Below are 20,081 nucleotides of genomic sequence, written 5' to 3'. Positions count from 1 at the left end.
TTGGCTTGTTAGCAAAGGTACGGCTTTCAGGGAGTGTAGCATAAGCGCTGGCCCGCGTTTGTTGGGTACTTTCAACCCGCAGAGGGTGCAGTGTTCTGGCGGCGCAAAGTATTGGGACTGTATCTTCGCCGCGTGAATTCCGCTGAATCTGCTGCCTCCGTCGCTACTTCTGCCGCAAAGTTTCCGTTGTCACTCTTATGCTTGTCGGCAAGTTGGGGTGGACTTGAACTGAACACCGTCCGCTTCGCCGACTGGATGCAGCGCCGGGGTTGGCCGGTGCAGGTTATTACGCTGGCCGATTCGCCTATTGCCGCGCGGGCGGCGGCCTTGCAGTTGCCCGTTGCCTTTCTTAGCAACCGTTGGAAGGCCCTGGACGTTCCCGCGGCGAGCCGTCTGGCCGGCATCCTGCGGGCATTCAACACCCGCGCCCTCCTTGTCAGCCGCAACGGCGACTTAGGTGTGGCGGTACTGTGCAAAACGGTTTATTTGCCCGCGCTGAAGCTGGTGTATCAGCAGCACATGCAGCTCGGCCCCCCAAAGCGTAGCCTCGTGCATACCTTGCGCTTTCGGGCCTTGGATGCGTGGCTCTCGCCGCTGCCGGGACTGGCGCGGCAGGTGCTGAAAAAAACGCATTTATCACCCCAAAAGCTGCACGTTGTGCCGTTGGGTATCGAGCTAGAGAAGTTTGCCGACCCCGCTTTAACGCGTGCCGTGGCCCGACAAAAGCTGAACCTGCACGTGCCGGCCGATGCCGTGCTGCTAGGCCTCATTGGTCGGTTTGATGATGGCAAGGGTCAGGATTTCCTGGTCGAAGAGCTGGCCATACTTCGTCGGCAGCACCCCAACCTGCACCTGCTGCTAGTGGGCGAATCGACCCGTAACGAGGGCAACGCCTACCGCGACGCGGTGCTGCGCCGGGTGCGGGAACTGGGTATAGAGGCAGTAGTTCACATCCGGGAGTTCACGCCGCAGCCCGAAATAGCCTACCGTGCCCTCGATATTTCCATCACCGGCTCCACCAGCGAAACCTATGGTATGGTCACCATCGAGGCTATGGCGGCCGGCCTGCCCGTAATCGCCACGGCCACCGGTGGCACCTTGGAAATCGTGGACGACGGGCGTACGGGCTTGCTGTTTCCGCTCCGCAACGCGGCAGCTTTCGAAGCGGCTATCGGGCGCTTGTTGCACGAACCCGAACTGATGCAACAGTTGGGGCAGCAGGCACAGGCGGAGGCGTTGGCCACGTATTCGCACCATCGGCAGTGTGAGTTGACGGAACGTGTGCTGTTACAGTTAGGTTAAGCGGTATCTTTGTGCGCATTATTTCTCGCAGTGTCACGCAGTGTAAAACCGCAGTGTTTCGCAGTGTGCTGACGTCTGAACACTGCGCCCACACTGCGAAACACTCTACATGATTATCATTCAAAATACCGTCATCTCCGATGACATTCGGGACAACTTTTTTGTCTGCAACCTGGAGGCCTGCAAGGGTGCCTGCTGCGTAGAAGGTGACTTGGGCGCGCCCTTGGAAGAAGATGAGCTGAAAATCCTCGAAGCCGAATACCAGCACATCAAGCCCTTCCTCACCGAAGCCGGCCAGCAAGCCATCGAGCAGCAAGGCCTCTACATCAAGGATTGGGAAGGCGACTACAGCACCACCACCATCAACGACCGGGAGTGCGCCTACGCTCTCTACGACGAGCGGGGTATTCTGAAATGCGGCATCGAGCAGGCTTATCTGGCCGGCGTCACCAGCTTCAAAAAGCCCGTCAGCTGCCATCTGTACCCTATTCGCATCACCAAGTACGAAGGCTTCGAGGCCCTCAACTACGACCGGTGGGGCATCTGCAACCCGGCCTGCTCATTCGGGGCCAACCTCGGCGTACTGGTCTACCAGTTTCTGAAAGACCCGCTGATCCGCAAGTATGGCGAAGACTGGTACGGTGAGCTGGTGACGGAAATAGAGAAACCGCAGAGCTAAAGAGCAGAAGGCACCGTTTCCGCCAGATGCATGAGCGATAATCCTACTTCTTCGTAGACCTCTGCCAGTGTCATATCGAGCTGGAGCGAAGCAAAGCGGAGTACATCCTGTGGCTGCCGTAGCGTAGTTAACTCCCAAGAACCTCGTTCGTTGAGCACGTAGCTTTCCACCAGCATACGCCGCTGCGAAATCAGAACGTATTGTTGGAGTGAGGGTAGCAGTTGGTACTGTTGCAGCTTCCAGCTTCGGTCGGGCAACTCGGTAGAGTCGGAAAGTACTTCGATAAGTAGAGTAGGATGCTGAACAACCCGTATTTCCTGCTGGTCTTCCGGGGCACAGGTCACCATCACGTCAGGGTAGGTGAAATGGTCGTCGGCGTTGATGCGAAGACGCACATTCTCATCAAATACTCGGCAGCTCCGGCCGCGCAAACCCAACCGTAGTGCAATCAGGCAATTCTGCTTGATGGTATTGTGCGCGAAAGTTGCCCCCTCCATTGCCTGCGGCCCATCCAGCGGAAATATTTCGCCATGATAGTACTCGTGTCGAAAGTCAGACATTTCTTCCAGCGCAAAGTACTCTTCTACGGTATAGCGGCGGGTGTAGTCGGGCTGAGTGGGCATAACAACTGATTTTAAAATCAAACGATCAGCGGATTTAGCACCACTAAATTTACAATACGCGTGAAGCTTGAATCCACCGTAAGTAGTTGCAGGCTGTGTGTAAGGGCAGTGGCGGCAATAATGGCGTCTGGAGTTTTCAACCGATACTGCTGGCGAAGCGCAATGGCTTCACTAAGTATTGTGTCTGTGATGGGTAATTTGCGGTAAGGTTGTAAAAGCAGCTTGAAAATAAAGCGCGTCGGCAGAAGTCAGGCTGTGGAAGCCCATTACTTCCAGGCGCGACAAAGCGGAAACTGCCACGCCTGAATGCTTGATCCAACTCCGCAGACCCGCATAAGCTGGTTCCGGACGAGCCGAATAAATAACGATGTTACTGTCGAGCAGATACATTAAGAGTGAAAAGGCAGCGGCCGGTCCTCTCGTTGCCAAGCTATTGGGTCCGGAATACTTAGTCCGTCACCGCTGAGGTGGTCTGATTAGGCTGGACAGTTTAGGGCAGTATTAGTAAGAAGTTGTTGGTGAGTATGATACGGGGTCTGGTAGTCGATACTGGAGTGCAGCCGGTCGTGATTGTAATAGTTGAAATAGTCGGCGACGCTGGCCTGGGCATCGGCCAGGTCAGCAAACACGGGCCACTCGCGCAGTTCGAGTACCTGCGTTTTGAGCCGGAACCAGAGGCTTTCGGCTTGGGCGTTGTCGTAGCACTCGCCGCGGCGGCTCTGCGAGCGTAGGGCCCCGTGCTGGTGGAGCAGTTCCCGGTAGGCGTTGCCACAGTACTGCCCGCCCCGGTCGGAGTGTACCAGCAGGCCGGGCGTGGCCGGTTGGGCTAGAAAAGCCCGTTGCAGGGCCGTTGTGCCGAGTTCCTCCGGCATCGAAGCCGCCACGTGCCAGCCCACCACGTGCTTGCTGGTCACATCCTGAAAGGCGCACAAGTAAGCCCACTGTCCCGAGGCCAGCGGCAAGTACGTGATGTCCGACACCCACACCCGATTGGCCTGCGCAGGGGTGGGCTGGTCGAGCAGGCGGTTGGGGGCACAGCGCAGGCTGTGGGTCGAGTCGGTCGTGCGCGGGGTGAAGGCTTTGGGTTGCAGCGCGTGCAGGCCGTGGCGGCGCATGGCCGCACGCAGGCGCAGGCGGCCTATCCGGGGCCCTTTTTGGCGCAGGGCCACCCGCAGTCGGCGGGTGCCATAGCGGCGTTTGTGGCGGCCAACGACCTTCACCAAAGCCGTTTCCCAGGTGGGCGTTTCGTCGCTCCCCACGGCCCGCACCTGGCTTTGCTGCCAGGCGTAAAAGCCGCTGGCCGGCACGCCCAGCACCTGGCATAGCCGTCGCACGGGGTAGTGACCACGCTCGGCGACGATGAAGCGGTAGCGGCTCATAGGGTCGGCGGAGTGGTCGAGAAGATGGCAATGGCTTTTTTAAAATGGCCAGTTCCTGCGCCTGCCGCCGAGTGGTGGCCCGCAACTGGCGCAGTTCCGCCGCCGTCGCTGCATCCAGACTGGTACCGGCCGCAACGGCGGCGGGCGTTTGCGCCGCTTTTTGCCAGTCATAAATTAGCTTTGCCCGGATGTTGAGGGCTCGGGCCGCGGCGGCAACCGAGCGGCTCTGTTCGGCCAGGCGTAGGGCCTCGGCACGGAAAGCGGCGTCATACTTGACGCGCTTATCGGTTTTGTCAGTGGGGTTCTTCGGCATGGCTTAGGGAAGATACCACCCTAGTCGGTCCCGCTCAACTAGACCACCTCATAGTTACAACAAACTCACCAGCTAATATATACAATAACATAAACGAGAGGTAAGAGAAAGATTCTCTTGATTTCTGGATCTTACCTATTATGCCAAGCAAAAATTAAAGCAATCAAAGAGGGAGCAAGTATAAAATACATGTGGTTCATAATATAGAAAAACGTCCTGTGATGGTCCTCTATACCCGCCTTAATAAAAACAAGACTAGTCAATCGACCAGTCTTGTTTTTCAATCGAACATTGAACTCTTATAACTCCGAGAAGTCAAACGACGTTTCCAGAAACTTGGTCGTGAAGTCACCGTCCTGGAAGTTCTTGTTGTCCATCAGAGCCAGGTGAAACGGGATAGTAGTTTTCACGCCTTCCACCACAAACTCACTTAAGGCCCGCTTCATTTTCACGATGCACTCCTGGCGGGTTTGGGCGACGGTGATGAGCTTGGCTATCATCGAATCGTAGTTCGAGGGGATGGTGTAGCCCGCATAAACGTGCGTATCCACCCGGACGCCGTGGCCGCCGGGAATGTGCAGCGTCGTGATTTTACCGGGGGAGGGGCGGAAGTCCTTAGTCGGGTCTTCAGCGTTGATGCGGCACTCCATGGCGTGCATCTTAGGATAGTAGTTGTCACCCGAAATCGGGATGCCCGCGGCTACTTTTATTTGTTCCTTGATGAGGTCGTAGTTCACGATTTCCTCGGTCACAGGATGCTCCACCTGAATACGAGTGTTCATCTCCATGAAGTAGAAATCCCGGTTTTTGTCTACCAGGAACTCGATGGTGCCCACGCCTTCGTAAGCAATGGCCGACGCTCCGGCCACGGCCGCCGCGCCCATTCGGTCGCGAAGGTCGTCGGTCATGAAGGGCGAAGGTGCTTCTTCGACCAGCTTCTGGTGGCGGCGCTGAATCGAGCAGTCACGCTCCGAGAGGTGACAAACGCGGCCGTATTGGTCGCCGCACACCTGAATTTCGATGTGGCGGGGCTCCTCTACGAATTTCTCCAGGTACACGCCATCATTGCCGAAGGCGGCTTTGGCTTCGGTGCGGGCGTCGTTCCAAGCCTTCTCGAAGTCTTCTTCGGTTGGAATGATACGCATGCCGCGCCCACCCCCGCCGGCAGTAGCTTTCAGGATAACCGGATACTTGATTTTGGCGGCTACCTTCTTGCCTTGCTCCACCGAATCGAGCAAGCCGACCGAACCGGGAATGCAGGGCACGCCGGCCTTGATCATAGTGGCTTTGGCCGAGGCCTTGTCGCCCATCTGGTTGATCATCTCGGGCGTAGCCCCAATGAACTTGATGCCGTTTTCCTGGCACACGCGCGAGAACTCCGCATTTTCGCTCAGGAAGCCGTAGCCCGGGTGGATGGCATCGGCATTGGTTATTTCCGCCGCCGCAATCAGGGTTGGGATGCTGAGGTACGACTGCGAAGATGGGGGTGGGCCTATGCACACAGCCTCGTCGGCAAAGCGCACGTGCAAACTTTCCTTGTCGGCGGTGGAATAAACGGCCACCGTTTTAATGCCCATTTCCTTGCAGGTCCGGATGATGCGCAGCGCAATTTCACCCCGGTTGGCAATCAGTATTTTCTTGAACACAGCTTAATTGAGTTATGAGTTATGAGTTATGAGTTATGAGTTATATGAATGTGCATAACTGCTTAACCAGTCACCTCATAACTCACAACTCATAACTCATAACTCAAAAGATTACATCGGCTCGATCAGGAACAGCGGCTGGTCGTACTCCACCGGCGAGGCGTTTTCGACCATAGCTTTCACCACGCGGCCCGATGCTTCAGCCTCTATTTCATTGAATAATTTCATGGCTTCGATGATGCAAATCACTTGGCCTTTTTCCACCAAATCACCCACTTGCACGAAAGCCGGAGTGTCAGGGCTGCTGCTGCGGTAGAACGTGCCAATCATGGGAGCTTTTAGCGGCACGTAGTTGTCGGCAGCCGGAGCCGCGGCAACTGGTAGTGCTGGAGCCGCCGTCGGAGTAGCAGGAACTGGGGCCGGAGCAGCAGGCGCGGCGGCCGGTGCGGGCGCTGCCGGAGCCGACATACTCACTACAGGCTTATAGCTAGGCTCGCGCTGTACAGAGATTTTAAACTCCTCCGTTTCAATGTTGACTTTGTTGAGGCCCGACTTCGCAATGAAGTCGATAAGTTCCTGTAATTCTTTGGCTTTCATAGAGGCGCTTGACTTGCTGGACTGCTTACTTGACTCTTTCGACATAGGAATAGTCGCTGGTCTTGACGCGAATTTTGGTGTCAGTATCAATGAACAGCGGCACCTGAATCCGGGCCCCCGTTTCGACAATGGCGGGCTTAAGCGTGTTGGTAGCCGTGTCGCCCTTCAGGCCGGGCTCCGTGTAAGTCACCATTAATTCCACGGTAGTTGGCAGCTCAGCCGTGAGAGGCTGCTCGGTTTCGGCGTGGAACAGGATAGTAGCTTCCTGGCCTTCCTTCATGAGGTCGGCGAAGGGCACCATGGCTTCCGGTAGCACCACTTGCTCGAAGGTGGCATTGTCCATGAAGGTATAGCCATAATCGTCCTTGAATAGGTACTGATGCGGACGTTGCTCAACGCGGGCCGTTTCCACTTTCACCCCGGCGTTGAACGTGTTGTCGAGTACTTTGCCGGTTTTGATGTTGCGGAGCTTGGTCCGTACGAAAGCGGGACCTTTGCCGGGCTTCACGTGCTGAAACTCTGTGATGACGTGCAGGTCGCCATTGTAGTTGAGCACGAGGCCGTTGCGGAAATCTGCGGTGGTAGCCATGTTAGGTGAGAGGGGGAATTAGAAACTGGCTATTGGCTTGCTCGACCCGGAACAGTGAGGTTAAGCAACCAATCTTCAGTTCTTCAATTTGTAAGTTTTCAGTTTAAAAGAAGTGCCGTCCCGGTAAAGTGGCGGGGCGGCACGTCGGGAGTGCAAGTATAGAGGTTTTCCGCAACCGAGCCGCCGTATTTACACGCCGACGGGACCAGGTTTAGGATCGTAAGCCCATTTGAGGTAGATGGAGCCCCATGTGAAACCGCCCCCGAAAGCAGCTAGAATCAGGTTGTCTCCTTGGCGCAACTGCGACTCGTAGTCGGCGAGGCAGAGCGGAATGGTGGCGTTGGTTGTATTGCCGTAGCGTTGGATGTTGAGCATCACCTTCTCCGGACCCACCCCCATGCGATGCGCCGTGGCATCAATGATGCGCTTGTTGGCTTGGTGCGGCACCAGCCAAGCGACATCATCGTTGGTGAGGTGGTTGCGCTCCATCACTTGGGCGGCTACATTGGCCATGTTGGTTACGGCAAACTTGAACACAGTGGCACCTTCCTGGTACACGTAGTGCTCCCGGTTGGCCACCGTTTCGGCGGATGGGGGGCGGCGGCTACCGCCGGCTTTCTGATACAAGTATTGTTCTCCTTTACCATCAGAGCACAAAACTTGGTCGCGTAGGCCGTAACCTTCGGTGCTAGGCTCTAGCAGTACGGCCCCGGCCCCATCGCCAAAAATGATGCAATTAGCCCGGTCGGTGTAGTCGACAATAGCCGACATCTTATCGGCCCCTACCACCACTACTTTTTTGTACGTGCCAGTTTGAATGTATTGCGCGCCGGTAGCAAGGGCAAACAAAAAACCCGAGCAAGCCGCCTGCATATCGAAGCTGAATGCCTTCGTGGTGCCGACGGCGGCCGAAATGATATTGGCTGTAGCTGGAAATACGAGGTCAGGTGTCGTGGTCGAGCAAATCAATAAGTCAATTTCGTCGGGCTGCGTACCTGTTTTGGCAAGTAGCTGCTGCACCGCCTTGATGCCCATTACCGAAGTGCCTTGATCTTCACCTTTTAAAATGCGTCGCTCCTTGATACCCGTTCGTGACGTAATCCACTCGTCGGTGGTGTCCACCATTTTTTCGAGTTCCTGATTCGTAAGCACGTAATCGGGCACGTAGGAGCCCACTCCGGTAATAGCGGCGGTAATTCTCATTGAAGAAAAATCGGAAAACGCGGCAAGAAAAAATCCGGCCGGGGCCGGACTTAGTCGCTAAGACTTGAAGGTATTTTTGATCTGGTCGGAGATGCCGGATTGGGCCATTTGATAGCCTTGCAACAGCATGTTGCAGATAGCTAATGGCGAACTCACGCCGTGCCCGATGATGGCGTTGTCGTTGATGCCCAAAATGGGGGAGCCCCCGACAGCTTCGTAGTTGAACTTGTCGAAAAAAGGGTCACGCATCTGCTTCTCAGCCATGATTTCGTAGATGGACTCGGCCATCTTCAACATCACGTTGCCGGTGTAGCCGTCGCACACAATCACATCGGCTTTCTCATTGAACAGGTCACGCCCCTCCAGATTGCCAATGAAATTAACGTGCGGGTTCACTTTCAGCAGCTGATACACGGCCTGCGTAAGTGTGGTGCCCTTGCCTTCTTCTTCGCCTAAGTTCATCAGCCCTACTTTAGGGTTGGAGATACCTAGCACGTATTGGGCGTACAGAGAACCTAGCTCACCGAATTGCTCTAGCATTTCGGGCTTGCATTCGGCATTGGCTCCTACATCAAGCAGAATGCCCATGCCGCCGTGCAGCTTCGGAACGAAGTTGGCAATGGCGGGCCGCAACACGCCGGGCACCGGCTTTACGCTGAACATGGCGCCCACCAGCATAGCACCCGTGTTACCGGCCGAGCAAAACGCATCGACCTCACCGGTGTGTAGGAGTCGGTAGCCCACGGCAATGCTGGAGTCCTGCTTCTGCTGGTACGCTTTAGCCGGATGTTCGCCCATCTCGATGATTTGAGAAGCGGATATCAACTCAAGACTAGCAGCTGCGTTGCCGTGCTGGTCTAAGAGAGGGCGGACGGCTGCTTCTTGGCCAATTAGCACAATCTGCGCTTTGCCGGCTAGTTCTTGCGCGGCCAGTACCGCACCATCGACTGCGGCCTGGGGCGCAAAATCGCCCCCCATAGCGTCCAGGGCTATCTTCATGTACGAGGTATCAAGGAGGAGTCTGGGAGAGGAACCTTACGTTACCTCCCGGCCACCTCGAAAGAGGAAAAGGACCGGGAGGCAAAGAAAGGGAAAAACGCAGCTGCGCGACTATTCTTCGTCGGTATCGGCGGCAGCGGCAGGAGCGGCAACTTTCGCGTAGCCTTTGATGGCCACTTTACCGTGCAGATATAGGTCGCCATCGACCACGTAGGCCTTATGACGGAGGTGCAGCTCGCCGGTGTTCTGGCAAAGGGTAACTGCCTTTGGGGTTAGCTTGTCGTGGGTGCGACGTTTGTCGCGGCGGGTTTTAGAGACTCGGCGTTTAGGATGTGCCATGAGAATGAAAAAGGGTTATTTGTTGATGTTACTTGTTGAGTGTGAAGCGACTCAGGCGCTTAGTTGAGGTTGCGCAACGCGTTCCAGCGCGGGTCAGTGCCCTCGTCGTCATCATCATCGTCGCCGGGTTGGCGGGTGGTGAAGATGAGTTTGGTTTCCGATTCAGGGTTTTCGTCGGGCTCGTTTTGAAAGCGCGGATGCAGCTTCTTCATCGGCAGCGCCAACCCAATGTAATCGAACATATGCTGGGCCAGGGGCAGCGTTTGCGTGTCCGGGGTGATTTGCAGCACATTCTCGTCCAGCTCGATTTCCCGGTCGCCGTAGCGCACCAGTAGCTGCTCGTGCACGTCTACGTCCTGGTCGTAATCATCCAGGCTTCGGTCGCAGACTAGCTGCACGGTGCCCGTGATATCGAAGTTGAGCGTGAGTAGGCGGTCGGTCTTGATCAGCGTAACATCCGCGTGGAGTTTGCCATCGGGGATGAGCTGCTGCTCGAACTGCTCGAAAAACTCACGATCCAACTCGAACGCAAAATGATGCGTTTTGTCGGCTAGCTTGGCAATGGCCAGGTCGTATTTAACGTTCTTCTTCACGGTCAATTTATGGCAGGGGGCAAAAGTAGAAAGATTTTGCCGTTTGGTAAAAGCAGGGGCTAAAGCAGGATTTGGCTTTAAGCGTTTTTCAAAATGAATTCCGGTGGAATTCCTAGCCGCTCGTAGAGGCGTTTGGCCAGATCGAGCGTAACACGGCGCTTGCCGCTGAGGATCTGTGAGAGGCGCCCGGCTGGCACTTCCAGCAATTGTGCCAGGTCTTTCTGTTTAAGGCGCATCTGCTGCCGCTTCAGCTCTATCATATCCGCCAAAGAAGTGGGCAGATTCGGGATAGGCAGCAAGCCAAGCTTGTCCTCGTAGTTATCAAGGGCAACTATCAACTCCCGAAACTCTGTTTCTAAAGCCTCGTTGCCTTCAAAACCAGCGGCTACCAGCGCATCCATGCGGCGCAGGGCCGTGCGGTAGTCAGATGGAGTTTGGAGCATCATAGAGAAGCGAAAGAAACAAAATGAGTTTTCAGTATGACTTAGCGGCTGCAAAGTTACGTTAGAGTTTTAAAACCGCAAAGTAAATTTCGTTTTTGAAAAGATTGTTTCGATTCCGCGAAAGTGAAAGTAGTATCTGATACCCTCTATAGCGCTAGCTAATAACTGCTGTTACCTAAGCGGGTTGTTTGGCCGTTTGCCTCATCCTCTAGCTCCTCTGCTTTTCATTCCGCGCATCAAGCGGCGTAGGAATGAGGCAAATACCGAGGGCAGCGTAAGCTGCGTAACAACACCTAAATAACGGAGCAGTGCTAAGCGCACAATAAATAAAGCCACTGTTCAAGGTATGAACAATGGCTTTGCATAGTGCGGGTTATTTATCTGATAATGAGGGTATAATCGGTAAGCATGAAACGTTGTCTACGTCTCTGGCTTGCAACTTGACCAGCCTCTCTATCAATGTAATAAAGCTTGGCATTCAAGCCGCAACAGAACTACTCGTGCCGGCCACCGCGTAGAGGCGCACCAGGTACTAAGGGCTGGATAGCGGCTAGTGCGGCGCGCTGGCTTACTAGGTTGCAGGCTAGGTAGAGGGCTTCGCGGAACGATGTTTCGTCGGCTTTATACTGGCCGGCTATGCCGTAAGCAGTACCATGGTCGGGGGAAGTGCGAATAACGTTTAGGCCGGCGGTGAAGTTTACGCCCCGCTCGAAGGCAATGCTTTTGAATGGAATCAGGCCTTGGTCATGGTAGAGGGAAAGGGTGGCGTCGAACTGGCGGTACTGGCGGGTACCGAAATAGCCGTCGGCGGGGTAAGGACCGAACACCAGGTTTCCTTCTTGGAGCAATTGCTGAATAACGGGCGTTACAACCTCCTGCTCCTCGGTACCGAGCAGGCCGTTTTCGCCGGCGTGGGGATTAAGGCCGAGCACAGCTACGCGCGGCTTCTCAATGCCGAAATCCTGCTTCAAAGACCTCAGCAAAATGCGCAGCTTGGTAAGCAACAACTCTTTGGTGATGCGGCCCGGCACGTCTTTCAACGCTACGTGGCCAGTGGCAGTAGCTACGCGCAATTCTTCGCTGGTAAGCAGCATCAGACTTTCGGAGGCACCGAAGAAGCTAGTTAGAAACTCGGTGTGGCCGGGATAGCGGAAATCATCGGCTTGGGTGTTTTCCTTGCTGATGGGGGCGGTAACGAGGGCGTCGAGCAAGCCCGCTTTCAGGTCGCGGGAGGCGGCCAGCAAACTCAGGCGGGCGGCAGTGCCGCTGGCGGTGGTAGGCTGGCCGGGAGAAAGCACGAAATCTTCTTCCCAACAAGTCACCGCGTTCAGCTTGCCGGGCGCAATATCGGCGGCCTGGCGTACCTGCCGGAAAGTGAGCGATTCTGCGTCGTTGGCTACCGGGAAATCATCGAAGAGTACGGTGGCCGTGCCGTATACAACGGGCGTGCAGAACCTAAGCAGCCGCGCATCGAGAAAGGTTTTGTAGATGATTTCCGGCCCGATGCCGGCTAAGTCGCCGACGGATATGCCAATGCGTGGGAGCATGGAAGGTAATTAGGTGATGAGGTAAGTAAGTGAGGCGGGAAAGCCTTATACCTTGGTTTTCAAAAACTCATACGTGAGGCGGACGGCGGTGCCGGTGCCGCCTTTGCCGCGGTAGGAATCGGGGGCGGTGAGGTAGGCGGGGCCGGCAATGTCGAAGTGCACCCATGGGTAGCCTTCGGTGAAGCGCTCCAGGAACTTACCGGCGGAAATAGCACCGGCTTCGCCTTTGCCGATGTTGTTGATGTCGGCAATGTCGGACTTGATGTGGTCGGCGTACTCGTCCCACAGCGGAAACTCTACTAACCGCTCGTGGGTACGGTGGCCGGCTTGTTTCAACTCCTGCATCCACTCGTCGCCGGCGGTGCCCATACACACAATGCCTTCCTTGCCAATGGCACGGGCCGCCGCGCCCGTGAGGGTGGCAAAGTCCAGTACTAGCTCGGGGTTGTATTTCTTGGCGAAGGCCAGCGCATCAGCCAGGAGCAGGCGGCCTTCGGCGTCGGTGTTCAGTACTTCCACGGTCATGCCGCTGAACATGGTAATGACGTCGCCGGGGGCGAAGGCGAGGCCGCCGGGACGGTTGTCGGTGGCGGGCACCAGGCCGATGACGTGCAGTGGCACTTGGTTTTTGGCTAGCGCGTAGAGCACACCCGTGACGGTCGCCCCGCCGGCCATGTCGAGCTTCATCATGTCCATGCTGTTGGGCGTGGGCTTCAAACTCAAGCCGCCGGTATCGAACACCACGCCCTTGCCAACCAGCACGTAGGGCTTGGCGTTGGTGGCGTTGGCGGGCTTGTATTCCATGATGGTAAACGTGGGCGGTTCGGGGCTGCCCTGGTTTACGGCCAAGAGTCCCCCCATGCGCAGGGCCTCAATGCGGACCAGATCCAGAATTTCGGTGTGGTAGCCAACTTCTTCACCAGCGGCAGCCATGCTTTCAGCAAACTGCGTGGCGTTGAGCTTGTTGAGCGGCGCGTTTACCAGGTCGCGGGCCAGGAACACGCCTTGCAGCACGCCCACCAACTCTTGCACCTGTTCGGCGGTAATGCCGGCGCTGATGAGGGTCAGTTTCTGGAGGTCAGGCGCTTGCCGGGTTTTTTCGTCGGTTTTGTAGCCTTCAAATTGATAGGCGGTTAGCGCCAGGCCTTCGGTTAAAGGAAGGGCGCTAGTGTCGGTCAAGTCGTTGAGATACAGCTCGCGCACTTTGTCGGCTTTCAGGCGCGCGTGTAGTTGGTGGCCACTTTTGCGTAGCGCCTCGGCGGCGAGGTGCGGTGTGCTTTTGGCGGGGTCGGGGGCTACGACGTAGTAATGGTGGTGCGAGTACTGGTTGAGGTGAATCAGCTTGGAATCGGCGGCCAACTGCTCGGCTACGTAGCGGCGGGCGGCTTCGGGCAAGTCGGCGGCGGCGGAAATGGGTAGCTCGGTGGTGCCGGCTGGTAGAATAAAAACGGTATCCGCTATAGAGGGAAAATCGGCGGCGTAGGCAAGTTCAAGCGACATGAGAAGCAAAAAAAGCGGTGAAAGCCGAAGGAAACGTCTGCTACGCCGGTATTAGCAGCGTAGGCGTACCTTTGGGCGTGAAGGTAGGGACATTTAACAGGGAACATTTAACATTTAATAAGAGCAGAAATAACTGGAGCAACGAAGAGTTCGACCAGCTATTAACTAAAGCTTATTTCAGAATGTAATGGACCTAAGAGGTAAGAAAAGGAAACTGGAGCCCTGCTCTGTGCTAGTCCTGGCTAATAAGTTCTCATAGTTTGTGGCCAGCTGTTGCCTATTGAGTGTTCAATGTTAATTGTTAAATGTTACTTGTCCCATGGATTCCGTTAAAGCCAAAAAACACCTAGGTCAGCACTTCCTAGCCGACACCAATATTGCCCGCAAAATAGTGGAGGCCTTGCAGTTGCCCGACGGCGTAACGGAAGTGCTGGAAATAGGGCCAGGTATGGGCGTACTGACGGGAACGTTGCTGGAAAACCCGAGCTACCGCACATCGGTCGTGGAAATCGACCGGGATTCGGTGGCTTATCTACAAAAGCACTTCCCGGTTTTGGCCGACCGAATTCATAGCCAGGATTTCCTGAAGATGGACTTGGGCAAGCTCTACGATCAGCAGCCCATCAGCATCATCGGCAACTTTCCTTACAACATCAGCAGCCAAATCTACTTTCAAGTGTTGGCCCACCGCCAGCAGGTGCGCGAGGTGGTAGGCATGATCCAGAAGGAAGTAGCCGACCGGCTGGCCGAAGGACCGGGCTCGAAAACCTACGGCATTTTGAGCGTGCTGCTGCAAGCCTACTATACAATAGAGTACCTGTTCACGGTGCCGCCGCACGTGTTCAATCCGCCACCCAAAGTGCAGTCGGCCGTTATCCGCCTCACCCGCAACGCCACCGAGCGCCTGGATTGCAATGAGACGCTATTCTTTAAAGTAGTGAAGCAGGCCTTTGCCACGCGGCGCAAAACGCTGCGCAACGCCCTCAAGCCCTTCGGTATGCCAGCCGAAGCCACTACGGACGCCATCTTCGACAAACGCGCCGAGCAGTTGGGAGTGGCCGATTTTGTGGGCTTGACGAAATGGGTCGAGGCCCATAGTAGTTGAAGCCCTGGCATCAATTCCCGCAGAGGACGCAGTAGAAGAAGCCAAGCGGTCAATTCAGAATTCTCAATTCATAATTCTTAATTAAAAAATGTCCCTCTGTCTCGTCATCGACGAAATGCACCCTAGCCTGCCAGAGTACATGCAGGAAATCGGCGTGACGCTGCATTACCGCCCCGACCTAAAAGCTGCTGACGTACCCGCTGCCCTGGCGGCGCATCCCTACGATGGGCTGATGGTCCGTTCGAAGCTGCGCGTAACGGCGGAATTGCTGGCGCACGGTCCACAGTTGCGCTATGTAGCCAGGGCCGGGGCCGGGGTCGATAATATTGACGAGGAAGCCATGGCAGCGGCGGGCGTTACGCTACTGAACGCGCCCGAAGGCAACCGCGACGCAGTAGGGGAATATGCGGTAGGGCTGCTGCTGGCTTTGTTCCGCAACATTGTGCGCGCCGACCAAGAGGTACGGGCCGGGTTGTGGCGGCGGGAAGCCAACCGCGGCGAGGAAATAGGCGGCAAAACGATTGGCCTATTGGGCTACGGGCACATGGGCCGGGCCTTTGCGCGCCGGCTGTCGGCGTTTAACTGCACCGTGCTGGCCTACGACCACGACCCCGCCGTGCTTCCCGATGCATACGCCACGCTGGTTGGCCTGGCCGAACTGCAAGATCGGGCCGAGGTATTCAGCTTACACATTCCGTACTCGGCCGCAAATCATCATTTCGTAAACGAAACATTGCTGCAGGGTTTCCGCCAGCCAATCTGGCTGCTCAACACGGCCCGCGGCGAAGTCCTCGACCATAAGGCGCTGGTGCAGAGCCTGCAGAACGGCCAGGTGCGCGGCGCGGCGCTGGATGTATTGGATAACGAGAAGCTGGTTACTCTGACCCCGGAACAGCAGACACGCTTCAATTACCTGATGAGTACCCCAAACGTAGTATTGTCGCCGCATATAGGCGGTTGGACTTTCCAGTCGTACCGGCGGATAAACGAAGTGCTGGCGGCAAAGCTGCAAGAGTTTCTGAAAGTGGGCCGCTAATCTCTGGTTACGCGAAGTTCCACTTTGTCACCCGTTAAACGAATCAGGTGCTAAGCTCCGCAGTAAGATGCGAAGTGGAGCTTCGTGTTGCAGATAGTAGGTTTCTGGCAAGCGAGTTAGCGAGTGCTCGTGCTTATTGCCAGCTTATCGTAGCCAGAAACTAGCAACCAGAAACCAGAAACTATGTATATTTGCTGAAACCAGGTTTGGGAGAACGGTCGGCACCGCTGACCGTTCTCCTTGTTTTTTAGCTTACCATCAACTACCCATGGCCACCATAAATTACTATACCGCCGAGGGTCTGCAAAAACTCAAAGACGAGTTGCAGGACCTTAAAATTCGCGGCCGGGCCAAAGCCGCCGAAGATCTGCGCGAAGCCCGCGACAAAGGCGACTTAAGCGAAAACGCCGAATACGACGCGGCCAAGGACGCCCAAGGTCTGTTAGAGCTCAAAATTTCGAAGCTGGAAGAAGTGGTTGGCAATGCCCGCCTCCTTGATGAGACCAACCTTGACGTGACCAAAGTGCTCATTATGAGCAAAGTGAAACTTAAGAACTTGAAGAATAACATGGTGCTCGACTACACGCTGGTAGCCGAGGAAGAAGCCAACTTAGCCGCCGGTAAAATCTCCGTAAAGTCGCCCATCGGGAAAGGACTGCTCGGTAAGTCGGCCGGCGATACGGCCGAAATAACGGTGCCAGCCGGTAAGCTTCAGTTCGAGATTCTGGAAATCAGCCGGTAGAAGGAGCTAGGAGTTAGAAGCCAGGAGAAAGAATGCAACCCGGTGGCTGGATGCTACCGGGTTTTTGTTTGTAGTTTCTTTCAGCAATTTTGCTTTAGACTGCGTAAGCGCGGAGGAGCTTGTTTATGCATTGAAACTACGCTCCTAACTCCTGTCTCCTAACTTCTAGCTCCTTCAAAATGGCTTCCATTTTCTCCCGTATTGTGGCTGGCGAGCTGCCGGCGTATAAGGTTGCGGAGGACGACCAGCACCTGGCGTTTCTCGACATCACGCCCCTGGTGGAAGGCCACACCCTCGTGATTCCGAAGCGGGAAGTGGATTACATTTTCGATCTGCCGGCCAAGGAACTGGCGGCGCTGCACCTGTTTGCGCAACGGGTAGCCAAGGGAGTTGCCGCGGCCGTGCCGTGCAAGCGCATTGGCGTCGCCGTTATTGGGCTGGAAGTGCCGCACGCGCACATCCACCTGATTCCGATGAACAAGGTGTCGGACCTGAACTTTGCCAACCCTAAAATAAAAGTGGCGGAAGACCGTATGAAAGAGCTGGCCGCCGCCATTGCCGCGCAAATACCGGCGGCCAACGGCGCCGCCTCACAAAAGCCAGCCACAGAGGACTCGAAAGGCAGCCGCGAAACCAGCAAAGCCAACGAGCCTGCTGCCTCCAATGGTGTGACGCAGCAGTTGCAGCAGCTTACGCAGGGGCTCGTATTCATCAGTGAATCCGATGCGCCACTGGAGCCGGTAAGCTACCCTACTCCGGCCGGTGAACTGACCGATGCTGCCCTGCTAAAGCTGCTCGGCGAGCCAGCCGATACCAAAGTGGAAACTAAGGAGCTGACTTTGTTCCTGCGCAACCACACCGCCGACCAAGGTGTGCTCGGCGACCCCGCCCAAGCCAACCGATACAAGGCGCTGCAAATGTTCCTGAAGCAGGAGTTGCAGGACACGAAAGTGTACCGCGTCGGCACCGGTCCGCAGATTAAATCCTATGCATTAGGGAAGACCGAGGATGGCAAGCTAGCCGGCTTCAAAACGATATTGACGGAGACGTAAGAATGTTAAGTATAAGATAGGATGACGTTTGCGGAATATCAAATTTATGTTCCGGTAGGTATCTACTTGCTAGTTCCTGCTCTTGGAGTCGCCTTCTATATATACTTGAGGCAGTATGTTATCAGTGAAGTAACCGACCGTGTTACGTTGCTGAAGCTGAAAATTCTCTTTATGACCTACGGAGGATTGCTGTTGCTGGTACTTACCACATTGTTCTGGCAATGGTCGGGGATGGCCTCACTCGGAACCGCTTATTTGGTTTTAGGCGCCCCGGTGCTAATGTCCTACTTCGCGTTGAGCATGTCCCGAAAGCCTCAACTGAGTAGATGTGAGCGTTGGATATTCAACGCTAGCTTATCCTACCTGGCAGTTATGCTGATAACTGTGATTGGGCTTTATGCAGTAAGCTAAAAGATTTGACAGCCTTCTTTCTCCCTCCCATTCATTTGCATTGCTTTCACTGATTTAGAAGCCATAAGATGCGCAGCAGAGATGTTCTGTGGCTTCCTATGGCTTCCGCACTACCTCACCCGCCTTACACGGTCAAGTTACTTGGCTACAAGAGAGTTCTGCTGAAAATGAGATTCATAAAAACTGTTGCTCTACTGTTTGCTTTGCTAGAGGCACAGAATCTAGCTGCCCAATCTACCGCGCTGCTCAAGTCACTCCAGAAACCCCTGGACAAAGTCAGCGCGGCCGAGTACAAGGCGCACGTGCAGTACCTGGCCGACGATAAGCTGCAAGGCCGCCTGCCGGGCACGGCGGGCTACCAGATGGCCGTAGACTATGTGGTGGCGCAATACAAGAAGCTCGGGGTGCTGCCCGCCGGCGAAAACGGCACCTACCTGCAAACGGTGCGTCTGCGCCGGGCCTTCACCGAGCCGGGCGCCACCCTACGCTTGCAAGCCCCACAAGGCGCAGAGCAGGCGTTAGCCTACGGCTCCGACTTCACGTTCTATCCTAATCCGGCCGAGGCGAGCACGACGGTGGCCGCGCCCTTGGTGTTTGCCGGATTCGGCATCAGCGCCCCCGAACTTGGGTACGACGACTATGCCGGCCTCGACGCTACCGGCAAGATTGTGGTGGTGACGCGGGAGGAGCCCAAGCAGTTTCCGGATGCCGTGCGCCTCTATAATACCGACATGCTTACGGTGCTGCAAACGGCCATCCGACACGGTGCAGTAGGCGTGTTGCTAGCCGCCGTCAAACCCGCTGCCCACCTGCCCGACCCCCCAAAAGGAGTAGTTAGCGTGTTGAGCACGGATGGCAAAGCAATTGTGTCGCGGACTTATGGCGGCGCACAGCTGCGCGTGCTAGGCACCGTAAGTGCCGCCACGCTGCACCAGCTCTTCAGCGGCGCGGCCACCGATACCACCCGCGCCTTGGCTGCTTTGCGGGCCGGCAAACCCGCCTCGGTGGCGCTGCGGCCTCGCCTTACGGCCACGCAACGCAGCCGCTACCAGGACGTGGACAGTTACAACGTAGTAGGCAAGATTCAAGGCTCCGACCCCAAGTTGCGCAACGAATACGTGGTGCACACTGCCCACCTCGACCACCTCGGAGTAGGCGCGGCCGTAGAAGGCGACTCCATCTACAATGGTGCCCACGACAATGCTACCGGCGTGGCGAGTCTGCTGGAAATTGCCAGAGTATATAGCTGCCTGCAGGAAAAGCCCCGTCGCTCGGTGCTTATCACTATGGTAACGGGCGAAGAAATGGGTTTGCTCGGCTCCGCCTATTTCGCCCGCAACCCCACGGTGCCCAAAAGCCAGATTGTAGCCGACATCAATACCGACATGCCCACTATTATTGCGCCGCTGCTGTCGGTGGTGGCATTGGGGGCCGAAAACTCAACCCTAGCTGCCCCGGTAGCCGAAGCCACGAAAACGCTCAGCCTAACGGTAGAAGCCGACCCCGAGCCCGCGCAAAACCGCTTCACCCGCTCCGACCAGTACAGCTTCGTAACCCAAGGCATTCCGGCTTTGCACATCAAATACGGCAACAAAACCGCCGACGGCCAGAACAACCTCAACTTGCAAGTGCAGAAGTGGCGCGCCCGCTACTACCACAAGCCCCAAGACGGCATGGACGGCCAGTTCGATTTTGAAGCCGGCCGGAAGTACGCGCAGCTAAACTTCCTGATTGGCTACCTAGTCGCCAATAACCCCGCACGCCCAACCTGGAACACTGGTAATTTTTTTGGGGAGCGGTTTGCGAAGAAGTAGATTATGAAGCCGCGCCTCTACCTTGCTATTGATGGGGTGCTGCTCACTAAACGGCATACACGCAAGCCATCGGGTGAACTGACCTTGTCAACGCGTAGAACCACGCCCTTTAATTTTTAAAATTAAAATGTCAACTAAAACAACGAGCCGTCACTATTTGGATTGCCGC

General features: G+C 55.9%; 21 protein-coding genes and 1 pseudogene. 7 read left to right on the top strand and 15 right to left on the bottom strand.

Annotation, left to right across the window (positions count from 1 at the left end):
• The first annotated feature begins 132 nt into the window (after positions 1 to 132).
• Together VF639_RS14690 and VF639_RS14685 are read left to right on the top strand one after the other, a co-directional pair.
• Positions 133 to 1,302, top strand: coding sequence for a glycosyltransferase family 4 protein (locus tag VF639_RS14690; RefSeq protein WP_331146675.1), 1,170 nt, complete (start codon positions 133 to 135; stop codon positions 1,300 to 1,302).
• Between the two features lie 109 nt (positions 1,303 to 1,411).
• Complete coding sequence (locus VF639_RS14685; protein ID WP_331146674.1) at positions 1,412 to 1,981, top strand: DUF3109 family protein; 570 nt, start codon at positions 1,412 to 1,414, stop codon at positions 1,979 to 1,981.
• On the opposite strand, the gene VF639_RS14680 is transcribed toward VF639_RS14685, so the two are convergent.
• From VF639_RS14680 to VF639_RS14620, 15 genes and pseudogenes are all read right to left on the bottom strand, one after another.
• A complete protein-coding gene (locus VF639_RS14680; protein ID WP_331146673.1) occupies positions 1,978 to 2,604 on the bottom strand; it encodes a Uma2 family endonuclease in 627 nt (208 codons plus the stop codon). The two genes, VF639_RS14685 and VF639_RS14680, sit on opposite strands and share 4 nt — an antisense overlap.
• Positions 2,605 to 2,621: 17 nt before the next feature.
• The gene (locus tag VF639_RS25385; RefSeq protein WP_414654726.1) at positions 2,622 to 2,768 is read right to left on the bottom strand and encodes a PIN domain-containing protein; all 147 of its coding nucleotides are present in this window, start codon (positions 2,766 to 2,768) and stop codon (positions 2,622 to 2,624) included.
• A 7-nt stretch (positions 2,769 to 2,775) separates the two neighbouring features.
• Positions 2,776 to 2,994, bottom strand: a complete 219-nt coding sequence (locus tag VF639_RS14675; RefSeq protein ID WP_331146672.1) for a PIN domain-containing protein — start codon at positions 2,992 to 2,994, stop codon at positions 2,776 to 2,778.
• Between the two features lie 86 nt (positions 2,995 to 3,080).
• Entirely contained in the window at positions 3,081 to 3,983 is a 903-nt protein-coding gene (locus tag VF639_RS14670; RefSeq protein ID WP_331146671.1) for an IS3 family transposase, read from the bottom strand.
• Between the two features lie 85 nt (positions 3,984 to 4,068).
• Positions 4,069 to 4,296, bottom strand: a pseudogene (locus VF639_RS25380) (transposase); the annotation flags it as partial.
• Positions 4,297 to 4,595: 299 nt separating this feature from the next.
• Positions 4,596 to 5,942 carry an acetyl-CoA carboxylase biotin carboxylase subunit gene (gene accC, locus VF639_RS14665; protein ID WP_331146670.1) on the bottom strand — a complete coding sequence of 449 codons (1,347 nt, stop codon included), beginning with the start codon at positions 5,940 to 5,942 and terminating at the stop codon, positions 4,596 to 4,598.
• 111 nt (positions 5,943 to 6,053) lie between these two features.
• Entirely contained in the window at positions 6,054 to 6,539 is a 486-nt protein-coding gene (gene accB / locus VF639_RS14660; protein ID WP_331146669.1) for an acetyl-CoA carboxylase biotin carboxyl carrier protein, read from the bottom strand.
• A 25-nt stretch (positions 6,540 to 6,564) separates the two neighbouring features.
• Complete coding sequence (gene efp, locus VF639_RS14655) at positions 6,565 to 7,128, bottom strand: elongation factor P (protein WP_331146668.1); 564 nt, start codon at positions 7,126 to 7,128, stop codon at positions 6,565 to 6,567.
• Between the two features lie 189 nt (positions 7,129 to 7,317).
• Positions 7,318 to 8,331, bottom strand: coding sequence for a beta-ketoacyl-ACP synthase III (locus tag VF639_RS14650; RefSeq protein ID WP_331146667.1), 1,014 nt, complete (start codon positions 8,329 to 8,331; stop codon positions 7,318 to 7,320).
• A gap of 57 nt (positions 8,332 to 8,388) precedes the next feature.
• Positions 8,389 to 9,330, bottom strand: a complete 942-nt coding sequence (gene plsX, locus VF639_RS14645) for a phosphate acyltransferase PlsX (RefSeq protein WP_331146666.1) — start codon at positions 9,328 to 9,330, stop codon at positions 8,389 to 8,391.
• A 111-nt stretch (positions 9,331 to 9,441) separates the two neighbouring features.
• Positions 9,442 to 9,669 (bottom strand): 50S ribosomal protein L32, encoded by a 228-nt coding sequence (gene rpmF, locus VF639_RS14640; RefSeq protein WP_331146665.1) that lies wholly within the window; start codon positions 9,667 to 9,669, stop codon positions 9,442 to 9,444.
• 59 nt (positions 9,670 to 9,728) lie between these two features.
• Positions 9,729 to 10,262: a YceD family protein gene (locus tag VF639_RS14635; protein WP_331146664.1), complete on the bottom strand. Its 534-nt coding sequence runs from the start codon at positions 10,260 to 10,262 to the stop codon at positions 9,729 to 9,731.
• A 77-nt stretch (positions 10,263 to 10,339) separates the two neighbouring features.
• Entirely contained in the window at positions 10,340 to 10,708 is a 369-nt protein-coding gene (locus VF639_RS14630) for a helix-turn-helix domain-containing protein (protein WP_331146663.1), read from the bottom strand.
• 491 nt (positions 10,709 to 11,199) lie between these two features.
• Positions 11,200 to 12,252 (bottom strand): 4-hydroxythreonine-4-phosphate dehydrogenase PdxA, encoded by a 1,053-nt coding sequence (gene pdxA, locus VF639_RS14625; protein ID WP_331146662.1) that lies wholly within the window; start codon positions 12,250 to 12,252, stop codon positions 11,200 to 11,202.
• Positions 12,253 to 12,297: 45 nt separating this feature from the next.
• Positions 12,298 to 13,752, bottom strand: a complete 1,455-nt coding sequence (locus VF639_RS14620) for a leucyl aminopeptidase family protein (protein ID WP_331146661.1) — start codon at positions 13,750 to 13,752, stop codon at positions 12,298 to 12,300.
• A 319-nt stretch (positions 13,753 to 14,071) separates the two neighbouring features.
• Here VF639_RS14620 and rsmA point away from each other — a divergent pair, with 319 nt between their 5' ends.
• The 5 genes from rsmA to VF639_RS14595 all read left to right on the top strand — a co-directional run bounded on the left by rsmA (position 14,072) and on the right by VF639_RS14595 (position 19,912).
• The gene (rsmA, locus tag VF639_RS14615; RefSeq protein WP_331146660.1) at positions 14,072 to 14,857 is read left to right on the top strand and encodes a 16S rRNA (adenine(1518)-N(6)/adenine(1519)-N(6))-dimethyltransferase RsmA; all 786 of its coding nucleotides are present in this window, start codon (positions 14,072 to 14,074) and stop codon (positions 14,855 to 14,857) included.
• 88 nt (positions 14,858 to 14,945) lie between these two features.
• On the top strand, positions 14,946 to 15,893 hold the full coding sequence (locus tag VF639_RS14610) for an NAD(P)-dependent oxidoreductase (protein ID WP_331146659.1): 948 nt from the start codon (positions 14,946 to 14,948) through the stop codon (positions 15,891 to 15,893).
• Positions 15,894 to 16,161: 268 nt separating this feature from the next.
• Positions 16,162 to 16,635 carry a transcription elongation factor GreA gene (gene greA / locus VF639_RS14605; RefSeq protein ID WP_331146658.1) on the top strand — a complete coding sequence of 158 codons (474 nt, stop codon included), beginning with the start codon at positions 16,162 to 16,164 and terminating at the stop codon, positions 16,633 to 16,635.
• A gap of 179 nt (positions 16,636 to 16,814) precedes the next feature.
• On the top strand, positions 16,815 to 17,687 hold the full coding sequence (locus VF639_RS14600) for a nuclease A inhibitor family protein (protein ID WP_331146657.1): 873 nt from the start codon (positions 16,815 to 16,817) through the stop codon (positions 17,685 to 17,687).
• Between the two features lie 578 nt (positions 17,688 to 18,265).
• Positions 18,266 to 19,912, top strand: a complete 1,647-nt coding sequence (locus VF639_RS14595; protein ID WP_331146656.1) for a M28 family peptidase — start codon at positions 18,266 to 18,268, stop codon at positions 19,910 to 19,912.
• Positions 19,913 to 20,081: the final 169 nt, after the last annotated feature.

Source organism: Hymenobacter sp. (genome assembly GCF_036387835.1).
Lineage (GTDB): Bacteria > Bacteroidota > Bacteroidia > Cytophagales > Hymenobacteraceae > Hymenobacter.
This window is presented reverse-complemented; position numbering and strand designations above follow the sequence as displayed.

Excerpts from the sequence above, each read along its gene's own strand:
- VF639_RS14685 (WP_331146674.1), top strand. The coding sequence starts at position 1,412 with ATGATTATCATTCAAAATACCGTCATCTCCGATGACATTCGGGACAAC.
- VF639_RS14680 (WP_331146673.1), bottom strand. The coding sequence starts at position 2,604 with ATGCCCACTCAGCCCGACTACACCCGCCGCTATACCGTAGAAGAGTAC.
- VF639_RS14675 (WP_331146672.1), bottom strand. The coding sequence starts at position 2,994 with ATGTATCTGCTCGACAGTAACATCGTTATTTATTCGGCTCGTCCGGAA.
- VF639_RS14670 (WP_331146671.1), bottom strand. The coding sequence starts at position 3,983 with ATGAGCCGCTACCGCTTCATCGTCGCCGAGCGTGGTCACTACCCCGTG.
- accB (WP_331146669.1), bottom strand. The coding sequence starts at position 6,539 with ATGAAAGCCAAAGAATTACAGGAACTTATCGACTTCATTGCGAAGTCG.
- efp (WP_331146668.1), bottom strand. The coding sequence starts at position 7,128 with ATGGCTACCACCGCAGATTTCCGCAACGGCCTCGTGCTCAACTACAAT.
- VF639_RS14650 (WP_331146667.1), bottom strand. The coding sequence starts at position 8,331 with ATGAGAATTACCGCCGCTATTACCGGAGTGGGCTCCTACGTGCCCGAT.
- plsX (WP_331146666.1), bottom strand. The coding sequence starts at position 9,330 with ATGAAGATAGCCCTGGACGCTATGGGGGGCGATTTTGCGCCCCAGGCC.
- rpmF (WP_331146665.1), bottom strand. The coding sequence starts at position 9,669 with ATGGCACATCCTAAACGCCGAGTCTCTAAAACCCGCCGCGACAAACGT.
- VF639_RS14630 (WP_331146663.1), bottom strand. The coding sequence starts at position 10,708 with ATGATGCTCCAAACTCCATCTGACTACCGCACGGCCCTGCGCCGCATG.
- pdxA (WP_331146662.1), bottom strand. The coding sequence starts at position 12,252 with ATGCTCCCACGCATTGGCATATCCGTCGGCGACTTAGCCGGCATCGGG.
- VF639_RS14620 (WP_331146661.1), bottom strand. The coding sequence starts at position 13,752 with ATGTCGCTTGAACTTGCCTACGCCGCCGATTTTCCCTCTATAGCGGAT.
- rsmA (WP_331146660.1), top strand. The coding sequence starts at position 14,072 with ATGGATTCCGTTAAAGCCAAAAAACACCTAGGTCAGCACTTCCTAGCC.
- VF639_RS14610 (WP_331146659.1), top strand. The coding sequence starts at position 14,946 with ATGTCCCTCTGTCTCGTCATCGACGAAATGCACCCTAGCCTGCCAGAG.
- greA (WP_331146658.1), top strand. The coding sequence starts at position 16,162 with ATGGCCACCATAAATTACTATACCGCCGAGGGTCTGCAAAAACTCAAA.
- VF639_RS14600 (WP_331146657.1), top strand. The coding sequence starts at position 16,815 with ATGGCTTCCATTTTCTCCCGTATTGTGGCTGGCGAGCTGCCGGCGTAT.
- VF639_RS14595 (WP_331146656.1), top strand. The coding sequence starts at position 18,266 with ATGAGATTCATAAAAACTGTTGCTCTACTGTTTGCTTTGCTAGAGGCA.